Below are 12664 nucleotides of genomic sequence, written 5' to 3' on the forward strand. Positions count from 1 at the left end.
GGTAGCCGTTGTTGGAGAGGCTGAAGGGTATGGGCTTTGGCTGGAGGCCCGAGCCAGTCGGTGGTGGCGTAATTGATGTGAGGTTCCACGGAAGCAACGCCATTGGCTTAGCTAGGGTGATGATTAATGTCCTGCCACCCATACTGCGTGATGCCCTCGATGCGTTAAGCTTCGAGAAGTGAAGTAACCTAAGGAGGATTGCCGAAATGGAGGTAAAATGGCGAAGGGGTGAGACGCAAATCATCGTGGCTAGTTATGGATTCGCGGTAAGTGTTCGTAAGGGTACTATTATGTTGATACACCAAGTAAGGGATGGGGTTGAGGCCGAGAAGGTCATTAATGCATTAAAGGCTAAATACGGCAATGAGTTTCACGCCTACATTAATAAGAGGGGTAAATACTTAGCCGTCATAGTACCAGCATATGTGGTTGAAAAGTACGACGACATTAAGGAGCAAGTCATTGAAGTGCTACGTAGGAAGCTCGAGAAAACAAAGGACGAGAAGAAAAAGACAGAACATAGCCATGATACTAAGGCGCTTAGCACCCACAGAGGGGGGTGGCCGCGGTGGATTGTCTCGAGGACCTCACTCAAGACCGAGCCCAGGTCGTCTCATAAGCAATAAGCTTTAAAACTCCGTAAAGGCACTGTATAATCAGCGGCCGTCGTCTAGACTGGTCTAGGATGGCGGCCCCCCGAGCCGCAGAACCCGGGTTCAAATCCCGGCGGCCGCACCAAAAAACGCCTAATCCCTACATGCATCATCACCGAGACCATTTCTATACACGTTGGGGCTCTTTTCCATAAGGTTTGCAAACGAGTCCTGGGGCTTAATCCCCAGTTGGGTATGGTTGATTGCACGCTCATTGATCTCGGGGCAAATAAGTGATGAGCAGTGGAGGCTCATTTTCAATTACCTTGATGGAAATGGTAGGGTTAAGCCGAAGGACCTCGGGATAACGCCTAGGTGCATGTCAATGCTGAGGCATGGAAACGTTAAGATAGGCGACTCAATCCTGTGCAAACTCCTTGAGTACCTAGCCACGAGGAGCTAAACAGCCCTACCCAAGGGCTGAGTTCCCGAGAAAAAAAGCCACATTGGCTGATGCCCTCAGGGTCATCATCACAGCTAAAGAGAACCCAGACTTCAGGGGGCAATTCCTGGCACTACTCAATAGGTACCTGGGCGACTATGTCAGATCCCTCGATAGTGAGTGGCACGTCACTGAGGAGGACATTAGTGCATACATAAGTGCAATGAGGGTAAGAGGGCGTGCTGAGAAGACTATCAGGGATAGGGTGTACTACATACGAAAGGCACTTGCTAAGATGGGTTGAGTACTAACCTAGAGGGGATTAATGAGTATTTGTCAATAGTCCTAAACGAGAAGGGCCTAAATGTGGCTAGGCACGTATCGACCAGCCTAAAGGCATTCCTAAAACTTGTCTTAAGGCCCAGGGACCCAAACCTATACAACCAAGTCTATAACTCATTCACAACAATCAAGACGGGGCCGAGCAAGAAGGTTAGGCTCCCAACAATTGAGGAGCTTAGGCAAATACTCGCTAGGATAAGGAGTATTGAGATAAAGACCTACTTCCTCATTTTGGCGTAGGATGGACTTAGGCCCAGCGAGCATTCCTAATCAAGATAGATAGCGTGTACCTTAAACGAGGAATGCTAAGGATTGAGAAAGTGACCAGGACCAAACGTGCCTTCGTGACGTTTCTCAGGCCTGAGACCCTTGAGTTCATTATGGAGAATTACCTACCGAGGCGTGAGCAAGCCCTCATAAAGAGCACCAGGGGCATGGCCGCTGCGGAGTGGTCCAGGGAATACATAGAGGGCTTAAAGGACAGGTTCCTACCCTTCGACAGGGATAGGCTCAGGAGGGAGATTAAGGAGGCTGCCAGGCAGGTCCTGGGTAGGGAGCTTGAGCTTTATGAACTCCGCAAGTTCTTCGCAACCTGGATGATTAGCAGGGGAGTACCAGAGTCCATTGTGAACACGCTCCAGGGCCGTGCCCCACCATCGGAGTACCGAGTCCTAATCGAGCATTACTGGAGTCCTAGGCATGAGGAGCTCAGGAAGTGGTACCTGGAGCACGCACCGTGCCTGCTATGCCGATGGGTTATGTGTTTGGGTTGCCGGGCAGTGGTTTTTGTTAAGCCATGGCCACCCCTTAACGGTCTTGTAATCACGTGAATAACCAATGATTTAGGCCAAAAACCCCAACAAAGGCACCAAACCATGCACTTAAGTGTGTCTGGCATGCACGATACCGTGCACACATTTTTAAGCACTTCCTTTGTGGGGTTGAATGCATTAATGTTCGTATAGTGTGCATGGTACCGTGCATCTGTCTCGTTTTACAATGGATAAGGCACCATTGGAACAGGCTCGGTGTTTAGGGGTTGAAATACCGTGAGAACAACAATTCAATTCCTAATGCAGACCGTGAGAACAAACACGAACCGTGAAGATTAGGAGTAGAAAGATGTTCTAATGGAAGCAAAACACGAAGAAGAAAAAAACTTATAAAGGGACAAATAAACCAGCGAACCAGAAGATTTCAATAGAATATTGAAAGATTATGCAGTAAACTGCCTAGGCTACCGCTGAATGTGCTGGTGAAGATTTCAATAGAATATTGAAAGAGTGATGAACCGAATAGACTACCGAATGCCGTGCTGTTCGTTGCCAAGAAGATTTCAATAGAATATTGAAAGTTTATTTTCCTTTTCGGTTGGGTTGGGCTTAACCATCGCCATGCCCAGAAGATTTCAATAGAATATTGAAAGTTTTGTGGCAATCGGCCCTGCTTGATACAATACCCACATGTGCATGGGAAGATTTCAATAGAATATTGAAAGCATACTTGCATAATTCCTGCACTCTTGTATGGAACCCTGATAATGAAGATTTCAATAGAATATTGAAAGCTGGGCTTAACAACACCTTCCTGAACACCAAGTAGGTAGGAAGATTTCAATAGAATATTGAAAGATTATTAGTTGTTTGTGACTCTCGATTCTCATAACCAATTGAAGATTTCAATAGAATATTGAAAGTTTAGTATCACGCCTTCAATCCAGCTCGTGCTTGTTGTGTATGAAGATTTCAATAGAATATTGAAAGTGTCTATGATTTGCTTGATTTCCTGCGGTATTTCCTGCTTAAGAAGATTTCAATAGAATATTGAAAGAACCCCAGTGTTGAATAGCCCAAGCACGCACTTGATGTAGTCGGTGAAGATTTCAATAGAATATTGAAAGATGCGTATTGGTGCTCCTGTGCTTGGCGTTCTCCTCATTGAAGATTTCAATAGAATATTGAAAGGGAGGTTGAGTCGTGAGGGGCTTTGGAAGTGGCTCTCCGTGGAAGATTTCAATAGAATATTGAAAGTGTAGGTTGTTGGCTGTGTTGTTGAGTATTGTGGTGTACGAGGAAGATTTCAATAGAATATTGAAAGTCGTTTAATCGTATTTCAACTGTGTGGTGCCTAGACCATGATGAAGATTTCAATAGAATATTGAAAGGCCTTTGCAGTTGTACTTGATCGTCTCGATTATGTCGTCAATGCGAAGATTTCAATAGAATATTGAAAGACTGATTATGTCTAGGTTCTGATCACCTGCCAAGTCCCTGAGAAGATTTCAATAGAATATTGAAAGGTCTCTAACTCCTGGTCGAATGGTATAGGGATACCATGCTGGAGGATTTCAATGGAATGTTGGAGGATTGTGATTAGTGGCTTGGATGGAATCGGTGTTTTTGGTGTATGGGGTTTTCGATGGGGTGTTGGTGTGTTTGTTGGGTTTGCCTTTGGGGCTTGAGTCGCTGGGGTCTGGAGTTAGTGAGTTGCAATCCCCCACGGCATTGATGACTAACCATTAAGTGCAAGTCCTCAACAGGCACAACCAAAGCCCCAGGCATGGCTAGGCCAATAAGTACCAATTTCGATTACTAATTTGGGCTGGATGGGTATGGGCTTGTTAGGCTGCGTATAGTCTTCGATGATGAGCGTGCCAATAAAGGCGAGGACCTCGTGACATATCAAGTATATGACCCAAGTATCAACCAGTGGGTTGAGGTTGGTAAGGAAGTGGCTGATGAAATTGCCGAGAGGGGTAGGAGTGTGGTGGGTGGGTTCATGCCCAATGGCTTCCACCTAGTGCTTGCAATACCGAGGCGTAGACTGGGGCCTTATGGCAAGTACGTTGTTGAGTGGGTTGATAAGGTGCCGAGGAGGCCATTGCTCGTTAACGAGGGTGTTAAGATCGTTTACAAGGGCCGTAGGGGCGACACGGAATACTTCGAGGCCAAGCCACTATAACCACTCCCCAGCCCCTGGCATTGCCAGGGGTTACTCTCAACTTCTCATGGCACATCACCTCGGGCATTAGCCTTTTAAGGCTCTGGCTATTAATTACTGAGCCATGGGCCTGAGCCAGGAGGAGAAGGAGCGTTTCCTCAAGGCTCTTGAGGAGGATTGGGAGTTTAGGAATGCCGTAATGGGATTGCTAGGTATTCAGGAGTTGCTCAAGGGTATGGCTGAGTTAAGGAGTACCCAGGTTGAGGTGCTCAAGGTACTCACCAAGCTTGTGGAGAGAATTGATAGGCTTGAGGAGAGGGTTGGCAAGCTTGAGGAGGGTATGAACAGGCTTGAGAGCAGGGTTGATAGGATTGATAGGACGCTGGAGAACATTACAATGAGTGTGGAGGTTGAGGCCAACAACATGGTCCAGTACTACCTCAGGCAGCGTGGTATTAGTATCAAGACCGGCCCAGTGCAATTCGACTCTGAGTACGAATTCGACATTTATGGGACCAACGGCCAATTAACCATTGTCGGTGAGGCCAAGGTCAGGGTCGGCCCTGCGGTGATTGATGGCGTCGTGGAGAAGATCAAGGATGCAGTGAAGAGGTTTCCGGACAGGTTCCCTGGAAGGGTCGTCATTGTTGTCTACTGCCTGAGGGCCTTGCAGGATGCGGTGGATAGGGCCAGGGAGCTTGGGGTATGGCTAATGGAGGATGGGAATGAGGTAACACCATTCCCTGGGTAGGGCCCCTGGGTATTACCCAGGGGTTCATGATTCCTCCTGGTGGTAGGCATCAAGTTTGATCTCCTCGTATAGGTGGAACTCCTCTAGCTCTGGAATGTCAATCAGGGTGTACCTACACCACTCCAGCGAGGCCGTGTTTAGGTACTCATGATTCCTCAGGTAGTCGAAGACACCCCTCATCATGCCCAGGTGTACTCCTCATACGTAATGCTTGAGCCAAGCGTGAGGAAGTCAACGGCCTCGCTAATACTAAGTATCTTGTCCATGGTTTCGAAGCCTATCACAGGTGGGGAGTATGGGTAGTAATCCTTGACTCGCCTGAACCCGAGCCGCAGAACCCGGGTTCAAATCCCGGCGGCCACACCAAAGATGTATTCGGTTTCTTAATCGCCGTCGACGTCCATGGTCTATGGACTGCTTAGTGTTATTATCAAAGTGTGGTATCTTACATGCATTGAGTCAATTCGATGATTTCAATGGCTCGGATTTATCGTAAATTATGAACGTAATTGTTCGATTTAGCGCACAAAGCGTTTACTAGATTTATGATGAGAGATATTATTACGGTATTATTCAACCACAGCCTAAGGAGCTATTATAGGTTGTGCTGTGTTGGTGCCTTCCCTGTAAGAACGTATTCGTAACAATAACATACTTTGTGTTTTACTAATGGGGATCTCGGTATTGCTCAATAGATGGTTTAAGTCCTTGTTATTAAATTATATATTAGGTATTGTCTCCGCGATGAGTAGCGTTGGTCAGCATCATATTGACCCGAAGGTCGATTAATCCTAGTTTTATGCTCCACAATCAAGGCACGATCTATCCCTTAATCCCTATCTTTCAGTTGATCCTTAGTTTTGGCATTAATTTATTAATAGGTTTATTAAGCCGCTATTGGGTAGCGTGCCTATGGTTTCCGTGACGACACCGCCCGAGATCAATTGCGCTGGTTGGCTTGGCGTAAATAGGGATTACTGGGATTACTGGTGCACGCTCCTAGCCAACGCCAGGGGTATTGAGTTAATACTCAATAATACATTGACCGACATTGCGTGGTTCCTTGCCGAACCAGGGCTGGGCTTGGATGCCGTGGTGGGCGTACTCGAGGATTCAGGGATTGAGGATTACGTGGAGGCTGTGGTCTTGACAAACGGACTTGTAATACTAGCCCTTAGGAACCCAAACCCGCCGTATAAGCCTGTTGAGGCACTGTACTCATGAATGTCACGTGCCAAGCAAGGACTCCTACTACGCATGGGCTAAGGTTGCAAGTGAGATTCTGGCAATCCTAGGAATTAATGAGGTTGTTAAGCAAGCCTACAGAGCCTGGAGGTGTAAAACCCAGCAATGACCACGTACTAAATACTAGCCATAACTGAGGGTATTGATTAACCCCCTCTAAATGTCAATGCCAAACCAATACTTTCATTGAGACGAGGATTGACGTCGGAATTCCGAGACTAGCCTAAAGAATGTGCGAAGAAGACATTAGTACTATAATAGGCTTAATAGGGATGGTGTGGTGAGCAACACGGTTAACAGCTGTGGGACCCGCATGGTTACCGTATGCCTTAATCCAGGTTATTACCATTAATCTCCCTTAGTTTCCTTACTTCATAATCAATGTTTACGAGGTATTCCCATAATGCGTCAAGCGCCTCATCCTTATTCACTAGACCCAGTTTAGCCTCAACAATAGCCCGGAACGCGCAATCAAGGAACTTACCAAGCTTTATACCAGAACACCTTAAGTTATCTTTCACATCGTATTTTAACTTCAAAGGCATTTAAATATCTTTCTATCCTAAATAAGAATGTGTCCGAAAAATATACGTCGATATGTAGAGTATATATTAATAATCAATTAACATTTAGAATATTTCATATATTATGCAATATTAACATAATAACATAAATTTTAAATAACAATAACTGATATAAATTTATTATAAAACACTAATAAAAATAAATAAAAATTATATACCTATACCTACGTCATTAAGTTCATGACCTAGCAATGCCGGGTCGTTGGTTCTAGTGGCGGACGCGGAATATCGTTATTTCCTGAATTGAGTCTTATCATTTAATTGTTTATGGTAAAGCCATTACTTGCCATGAGGAAAGCCTTTTAACATAATTGTTTAATTGAGTTGGTTAATGGAGTTCCTAGTCCTTAATTGGCAGAGGCTTGTTGATTTAACGCTTGATTTATCACTTATGATTAAGGAATCCGGTTATAGGCCGGACTCGGTAATCGCCATATTGAGGGGAGGCTACATAGTGGGTAGGTTGATCTCGGACTTCCTGGGCGTTGAGGACTTAGTGGTCCTCGGCATTGTGAGTTACGGGACCAGGGTTGGGCAGAGTGAGGAGCCTGTAATCACATACCCAATAATTCATGACCTGAGGGGTAGGAACGTGTTGGTTGTGGATGATGTGGCAGACACGGGTAAGACCTTAACCACTGCCCGGGACTTGCTCAGGCTTTATGGCGCGAGGGAGGTCAGGACTGCGACGCTCTATGTTAAGCCCTGGTCAAGCGTCAAGCCTGACTACTACGTTGGCGTCACGGATAGGTGGATCCTATTTCCCTGGGAGGTTGGTGAGATCGTTAGGAACCAGGCCAGGGGCTCAAGCTGGAGTCGGTGATTAGGGATTTAAGGCTTAGTGATTACTTTGGTGAGGACTTCACGAATAAGTTGATTAGATTAATTCGCTAGCCTACTCATACTCAATGGTGGCCGGTGGCTTGGGTGTTACGTCATAACCAACGGCCGCAACCCTATCATCGTTATTCATTATCTCCTGCGCAATATCCATGAGTAACTCACGCGGTAGCCTTGCCACGTCGGCCGTCATGAAGTCCTCAGTCGACACCGCCCTTATCGACACGAAGTACCTCCCAACACCCCTACTTATTAATTCATAGACCACGTGCGTGACCTCACGTATAGTACCCAAGTACCTGTATAATTCATACACCGAGTCCCAATTACCCAGCTCACCACTAACTAGCACCACATTGCCGTATGCCCTGGAATCACCCTTAACGCCGGTGGCCCTAACCCTGAATAGGTAGGCACTTAACCTGCCAAGACCACTTATCACTCTTGACAAGTCCCCATTGGGACTAACTTCATACTCCCAAACCGCCGCGAACCACTGGCTTAGTCCCATACCCTCGAGCCTCTCCTCAATGATCTTCGTAGCCCTCCTAACCACGTCAAGCTTCTCCAGGGTTAACTCACCCACAGCCCTAATGCTCAGACCAGGCCCTGGGAAGGGCTGTCTATTAATTATTGCATCCGGCACACCCAACTGCCTAGCCAACTCCCTAACCTGGTCCTTATAGAGCTCCCTAAGCGGTTCAAGGAGCTTGAACCCGTACTTCGAAGCGGCGTCAATGCCGATTTGTTCAAGCACGTTGTGCTGCGTCTTGATACCACCCCTCGTCTCGATCCAGTCAGGGGCTATTGTACCCTGAACTAACCAATCACAGCCGTAGTTCCTGACAATCTCCGAGAGCACAGTGTAAAACACCTCCCTGAACCTAATCCTCTTCTCCTCAGCGTCACCAAGCCCGAGCATTTCACGGTAGAACCTATCGCCGGCGTTAATGACCTCGATGGGGAGGATATCACTGAGTAGTTCCTTTACGTTGGCAGGTTCGCCCAACCTCATGAAGCCCGTATCAATAAACACAGCCCTCAACCTATCGCCTATCGCCCTCCTAACGAGGACTGCGGCCGTCGTACTATCAACACCACCCGATATAGCAGCCAACGCACACCTAATGGGTAATGACCTAACCTCCTCAACAACCCTATTGATAAGTGAAGTCTCCATATCGATTATTATTGTATGAATTATTTAAATACCTTAGCCTGTAATTGCACCGTATTACCCACTGGATTATTTAATCAATAATTATAACAATGAATCACCTACGCTGGCAAAGGCTGAGGAAGTTCCTCATAATTACGGAACCATACTGAGTATGCCTAACCTCTGGGTGGAACTGAACACCGAACCTATAGATCCCCTCATTAACCATTGCCTCGATGGGAACGATATCACTATGTGCAATAACCTCAAAACCACTGGGTGGTTTAACGACACTTATGTTATGGCTCTCCCACGCCATGAATTCCCTGGGCAAACCCCTTAGTATAGTGTCCTCCCTATCCACGTAAACCCTAACACCACCAAACTCAGGGTAACCCCTAACCAACTCACCACCGTAAGCATAAGCCATTAGTTGATGCCCAAGGCAAATACCGAGTATGGGACCTGGAAACTCGAGGATGTAGTTAATGGCATTCCCTGTCCTAGGCAAGTCCTCCGGTATGTTCCAGGGCCCGCCACTAATGATCAAGCAATCGAAGGATTGCTTAACCCTATCGAGTGGTTCATTTGGGCTTAGGAAATTACCCCTAAAGCCCAGCTCGGTCACGCGCCTAAGTATTAAGTGGTTGTATTGACCGCCAAAGTCAAGAATCCCAACAACCACAATCACTTAGGCCCAATAAATGTTTAAATACTTTTCATCAATAGTAAACCATGCCCACGTAATTTACCCCAACTTATTACCGAGCCAATTATTTAATGAATTGATTAATCAATTTAATTAATTATTTAAATAAAAAAACTCGTAATTCCTATACGAAAGGTTTTTAAATATTCCAATTCTCGATGAAACAATGGGGACTAAACAGGGCGTATTCCTTAGGGAGTCCACGGGTTTGGTTAAGGAGGCCGGTTTTTGGGATGCCATTTCAATAAACATCGCCAACATGTCAATAGGTGCTGCGTTAGGTACAGCCGGTTTCACGTTAGCTACCCTGCCAACGGTTATTGGCGTTAACCTAGTGTATGCATCACTAATAGCGTTCCTGCTCTCCGTACCTCAAATAATAGTTTACTCGCTACTGACCACGTTAATACCGCGCACTGGCGGTGACTACGTTTGGCTCACAAGGGCGTTTGGGCCTAAGGCTGCCTGGCTCATTAATGGCCTCGTCATGGCCTTCGTTATACAGGCGCTGGCCTACTACGCGCTCGTGGCCATAGCCGGCGTCTTTCAACTTGAGTCGGTGCTACCCGCCCTGGGCGTGAACATATCCCTCAGCACCTGGGCAATGATAGGCATAGCCATAGCCTTCTTCGCGTGATAGTCCTAACCAACATATTAGGTACTAAGTATGGCTTTAGGTTAATGACTGTATTAACCACCGTATCGCTAATTGGGTTAGCGGCTGCCATTGCGATACTCTTCTTAACTCCGAGGGCGGTCGCCATAACCGCAATCAATAAGTTGCTACCGAGCGGTTACACTTACTCATCCCTAGCCAATAATTATAAGGGGCCTGAGACCACACTCAACGGCGTATTAATGGTAATACCCTTCTTCGCCCTGTACGTCTATCCCTGGCTAATGGCTGGACCCGCCATAGCTCCGAGATTAGGGGTAGGAACGCCATTAAGTACAACGTCCCAGTGGCTGCCCTTGTCACCATGGTCCTGGCCACCGTAGGCTTCGAAGCCATGTACTACTCACTGGGCTTTAGGTTCACCACCGAGGCCCTAGCCAACCCCAACGTTAATGGCATCATTAACTTCTGGACCGTGGCAATGGCGTTGTCGGGCAATTACGCCCTCAGGTGGTTCATTGGTTTGGCCTCAGTCATTTGGTACCTAGCCATACTTGCCTATGGTGCTATTGTGGTTGTTAGGTATTGGTTTGCCCTTGCCTTCGACAGGGTTTGGCCCAGCGCCTTCGCATACCTAAGCCCAAGGTTCGGAACACCAATATACGCACACCTATTCGACCTGGCCGTCACGTCAATCCTAATAGCCGTCACTGGGTTATTCTACGGAACATTCACAGCCCTCTACGGCACCGAGATCGGCCCATTAACTTACCTGGCGTTTGTGGGCTTAGCCGCGGTGATAATAGCGCTTAGGAGGGGTGAATTAGGTAGTGGTGTTAAGGCTGCATTAATCGTGGCCGGCGCCCTGCAGTTCCTAGTCTTCATCTACCTAGACTATGAGTTCTTGGCGTATCCACAGATCTGGGGCGGTAATTGGCTAGCCTACGGCGTGATAATTGGCGCCTTCGTGCTTGGCATAATAGCCTACCTAGTGGCTAGGTCTATATACCTTAGGAGATATGGCATGGATATTTCCGTGGCCTACGTCGAGATACCGCCCGAGTGATTAATAATGGAGCGTGTTGACTTGGTAATTAGGGCTAAGTACGTAATAACAATGTCAAATCCCTCGGTCATTGAGGATGGAGCCGTGGCTATAGATAACGGCTTGATAAGGGCCGTGGGCAGGGCAAGCGACGTGCTCAGTAATTATAGGGGCGAGGAGTTCATAAGCAGGGATAGGCACATCCTAATGCCGGGCCTAGTCGACGCCCACACCCACACGCAGCAGGTATTGCTTAGGTCATTCATTAATGATAATCGACTTGCGCTACCGCCGATATGGACGAGGCTCCTGATACCCTTTGAGGAACTACTCACTGATGACCTGGCGTACCTATCATCATTGGTTAGCGTGGCTGCCATGGCGAAGAACGGCATCACTTACTTCATCGAGGCTGGTGCTCCAAGGCCCAGGGAGTTGGTTAAGGCGATTGACGAGGTTGGTATTAGGGGTGTGGTCACACCATCAACCTTCAACGTGAGGGATGGGCAGGTAATTGATGCTGAGGAGGTCCTTCGAAGGGTTGAGGAGTTACTTCCCGAGGTTAATGACAGGGTTAGGGTTTGGTGCTCTATCAGGCAGTTAATGATGGTTACCGAGGACCTACTCCTCAAGGCTAAGGACCTATGCCTAAGTAGGGGCCTAGGCATTACGTACCACCTCGGTGAGTACCAGGGCGAGGTTGATTACTCACTGACTAGGTATGGCGTTAGGCCCCTGGAGGTGATGGATAGGCTTGGCCTAACGTTGATAAGGCCTACGGTGATAGCCCACGCCGTGTACCTGTCCAATAGGGAGAGAACCATAGTTAGGGAGAGGGGGTTGGGCATTGCCTGGTGTCCAACTGTTGACTCATTAGTAATGGGTCCCCACTGGCTACCCATGTTCAGTGACATGTTGTTTGGGTTCGGCAGTGATGGCGGTGCCTTCACAACGCTTGACCTTCTCCATGAGGTTAAGGTTGCCAGGGCTGTGGGTAAGGCATTGACCGTGGGCATGACCTACGACAAGTCCTCCTTCAACTCAATCACAATGCTCAGGGCACTCACAGGCTGGGGTGGGTTGCTTATTGGTGATAACGTGGGCGTCATTGCCGAGGGTTTTAAGGCAGACCTAATAACGCTTAGGCTTGACGACGCCAGGGCATTGCCCATTCATGATCCCGTGGAATCAGTGATTTCGTTTTTAGACGGCCATCATGTCACCGACACGTTGGTTGGTGGTAGGTTTATCGTTAGGGATGGTAGGTTAGTAGGCATTAATGAGGATTATATCATTGAAAGGCTCTATGCAGTGATGCCTAGTATTAGTGAGAAGTTGAATGGCGTGAAATACGGTATTCCGTGAATCTCATTTTGCATATATAAAATGTTAAAGCAT

General features: G+C 47.3%; 19 protein-coding genes, 1 tRNA gene and 1 CRISPR repeat array. Of the genes, 16 read left to right on the plus strand and 4 right to left on the minus strand.

Features of this window, described 5'->3' with window-relative positions; genetic code table 11:
- Positions 1-11: 11 nt before the first annotated feature.
- From JCM14467_RS18660 to JCM14467_RS12630, 9 genes are all read left to right on the plus strand, one after another.
- The gene (locus JCM14467_RS18660) at positions 12-182 is read left to right on the plus strand and encodes a hypothetical protein (RefSeq protein ID WP_252901614.1); all 171 of its coding nucleotides are present in this window, start codon (positions 12-14) and stop codon (positions 180-182) included.
- A 24-nt stretch (positions 183-206) separates the two neighbouring features.
- Complete coding sequence (locus tag JCM14467_RS12595; protein WP_054850392.1) at positions 207-626, plus strand: hypothetical protein; 420 nt, start codon at positions 207-209, stop codon at positions 624-626.
- A 33-nt stretch (positions 627-659) separates the two neighbouring features.
- Positions 660-738: transfer RNA gene (locus JCM14467_RS12600), tRNA-Gly, on the plus strand.
- A gap of 129 nt (positions 739-867) precedes the next feature.
- Complete coding sequence (locus tag JCM14467_RS12605; RefSeq protein ID WP_054850393.1) at positions 868-1056, plus strand: hypothetical protein; 189 nt, start codon at positions 868-870, stop codon at positions 1054-1056.
- Positions 1057-1099: 43 nt separating this feature from the next.
- On the plus strand, positions 1100-1339 hold the full coding sequence (locus JCM14467_RS12610) for a hypothetical protein (protein WP_054850394.1): 240 nt from the start codon (positions 1100-1102) through the stop codon (positions 1337-1339).
- On the plus strand, positions 1336-1617 hold the full coding sequence (locus JCM14467_RS12615) for a hypothetical protein (protein WP_252901615.1): 282 nt from the start codon (positions 1336-1338) through the stop codon (positions 1615-1617). The genes JCM14467_RS12610 and JCM14467_RS12615 overlap by 4 nt, the downstream gene beginning before the upstream one ends.
- A gap of 80 nt (positions 1618-1697) precedes the next feature.
- The gene (locus tag JCM14467_RS12620) at positions 1698-2207 is read left to right on the plus strand and encodes an integrase (protein ID WP_252901616.1); all 510 of its coding nucleotides are present in this window, start codon (positions 1698-1700) and stop codon (positions 2205-2207) included.
- Positions 2208-2567: 360 nt separating this feature from the next.
- A CRISPR array of direct repeats spans positions 2568-3742; the repeat unit is 25 nt; unit sequence GAAGATTTCAATAGAATATTGAAAG.
- A gap of 308 nt (positions 3743-4050) precedes the next feature.
- Complete coding sequence (locus tag JCM14467_RS12625) at positions 4051-4338, plus strand: hypothetical protein (protein WP_054850397.1); 288 nt, start codon at positions 4051-4053, stop codon at positions 4336-4338.
- Positions 4339-4441: 103 nt separating this feature from the next.
- The gene (locus JCM14467_RS12630) at positions 4442-5068 is read left to right on the plus strand and encodes a hypothetical protein (protein WP_054850398.1); all 627 of its coding nucleotides are present in this window, start codon (positions 4442-4444) and stop codon (positions 5066-5068) included.
- A 24-nt stretch (positions 5069-5092) separates the two neighbouring features.
- Here the strand turns inward: JCM14467_RS12630 and JCM14467_RS18665 are convergent, their stop codons facing one another.
- On the minus strand, positions 5093-5251 hold the full coding sequence (locus tag JCM14467_RS18665) for a hypothetical protein (RefSeq protein ID WP_252901617.1): 159 nt from the start codon (positions 5249-5251) through the stop codon (positions 5093-5095).
- Between the two features lie 729 nt (positions 5252-5980).
- Here JCM14467_RS18665 and JCM14467_RS12635 point away from each other — a divergent pair.
- Together JCM14467_RS12635 and JCM14467_RS19570 are read left to right on the plus strand one after the other, a co-directional pair.
- Positions 5981-6292 carry a hypothetical protein gene (locus JCM14467_RS12635; RefSeq protein WP_054850399.1) on the plus strand — a complete coding sequence of 104 codons (312 nt, stop codon included), beginning with the start codon at positions 5981-5983 and terminating at the stop codon, positions 6290-6292.
- Positions 6293-6299: 7 nt separating this feature from the next.
- The gene (locus JCM14467_RS19570) at positions 6300-6422 is read left to right on the plus strand and encodes a hypothetical protein (RefSeq protein ID WP_256359261.1); all 123 of its coding nucleotides are present in this window, start codon (positions 6300-6302) and stop codon (positions 6420-6422) included.
- Between the two features lie 220 nt (positions 6423-6642).
- On the opposite strand, the gene JCM14467_RS12640 is transcribed toward JCM14467_RS19570, so the two are convergent.
- Positions 6643-6834 (minus strand): hypothetical protein, encoded by a 192-nt coding sequence (locus tag JCM14467_RS12640; RefSeq protein WP_054850400.1) that lies wholly within the window; start codon positions 6832-6834, stop codon positions 6643-6645.
- Between the two features lie 394 nt (positions 6835-7228).
- Between JCM14467_RS12640 and JCM14467_RS12645 the strand changes: the two genes are divergently transcribed.
- On the plus strand, positions 7229-7720 hold the full coding sequence (locus JCM14467_RS12645; RefSeq protein WP_252901618.1) for a phosphoribosyltransferase: 492 nt from the start codon (positions 7229-7231) through the stop codon (positions 7718-7720).
- 72 nt (positions 7721-7792) lie between these two features.
- Here JCM14467_RS12645 and JCM14467_RS12650 read toward each other — a convergent pair whose 3' ends face one another.
- On the minus strand, positions 7793-8917 hold the full coding sequence (locus JCM14467_RS12650) for a GMP synthase (glutamine-hydrolyzing) (protein ID WP_054850401.1): 1125 nt from the start codon (positions 8915-8917) through the stop codon (positions 7793-7795).
- A gap of 94 nt (positions 8918-9011) precedes the next feature.
- Positions 9012-9581 (minus strand): GMP synthase subunit A, encoded by a 570-nt coding sequence (locus tag JCM14467_RS12655; protein ID WP_054850402.1) that lies wholly within the window; start codon positions 9579-9581, stop codon positions 9012-9014.
- 190 nt (positions 9582-9771) lie between these two features.
- On the opposite strand from JCM14467_RS12655, the gene JCM14467_RS18670 reads away from it, so the two are divergent.
- The 4 genes from JCM14467_RS18670 to JCM14467_RS12665 are packed head-to-tail and all read left to right on the plus strand — an operon-like array spanning position 9772 to position 12631.
- Positions 9772-10242 carry an amino acid permease gene (locus JCM14467_RS18670; RefSeq protein ID WP_252901619.1) on the plus strand — a complete coding sequence of 157 codons (471 nt, stop codon included), beginning with the start codon at positions 9772-9774 and terminating at the stop codon, positions 10240-10242.
- A complete protein-coding gene (locus tag JCM14467_RS18675; RefSeq protein WP_252901620.1) occupies positions 10239-10604 on the plus strand; it encodes a hypothetical protein in 366 nt (121 codons plus the stop codon). Before JCM14467_RS18670 ends, JCM14467_RS18675 begins: the two co-directional genes overlap by 4 nt.
- Positions 10568-11287, plus strand: a complete 720-nt coding sequence (locus JCM14467_RS18680) for a hypothetical protein (RefSeq protein WP_252901621.1) — start codon at positions 10568-10570, stop codon at positions 11285-11287. Before JCM14467_RS18675 ends, JCM14467_RS18680 begins: the two co-directional genes overlap by 37 nt.
- A gap of 6 nt (positions 11288-11293) precedes the next feature.
- Complete coding sequence (locus JCM14467_RS12665) at positions 11294-12631, plus strand: amidohydrolase family protein (protein ID WP_054850403.1); 1338 nt, start codon at positions 11294-11296, stop codon at positions 12629-12631.
- Positions 12632-12664: the final 33 nt, after the last annotated feature.

Origin of the sequence: Vulcanisaeta sp. JCM 14467 (genome assembly GCF_001316245.1) — an archaeon.
GTDB lineage: Archaea > Thermoproteota > Thermoprotei > Thermoproteales > Thermocladiaceae > Vulcanisaeta.

Bases quoted from the DNA above. Each gene is read 5' to 3' on its own strand.
- JCM14467_RS12595 (WP_054850392.1), top strand. From the start codon at position 207: ATGGAGGTAAAATGGCGAAGGGGTGAGACGCAAATCATCGTGGCTAGT.
- JCM14467_RS12630 (WP_054850398.1), top strand. From the start codon at position 4,442: ATGGGCCTGAGCCAGGAGGAGAAGGAGCGTTTCCTCAAGGCTCTTGAG.
- JCM14467_RS18665 (WP_252901617.1), bottom strand. From the start codon at position 5,251: ATGATGAGGGGTGTCTTCGACTACCTGAGGAATCATGAGTACCTAAAC.
- JCM14467_RS12635 (WP_054850399.1), top strand. From the start codon at position 5,981: ATGGTTTCCGTGACGACACCGCCCGAGATCAATTGCGCTGGTTGGCTT.
- JCM14467_RS12645 (WP_252901618.1), top strand. From the start codon at position 7,229: ATGGAGTTCCTAGTCCTTAATTGGCAGAGGCTTGTTGATTTAACGCTT.
- JCM14467_RS12650 (WP_054850401.1), bottom strand. From the start codon at position 8,917: ATGGAGACTTCACTTATCAATAGGGTTGTTGAGGAGGTTAGGTCATTA.
- JCM14467_RS18670 (WP_252901619.1), top strand. From the start codon at position 9,772: ATGGGGACTAAACAGGGCGTATTCCTTAGGGAGTCCACGGGTTTGGTT.
- JCM14467_RS12665 (WP_054850403.1), top strand. From the start codon at position 11,294: ATGGAGCGTGTTGACTTGGTAATTAGGGCTAAGTACGTAATAACAATG.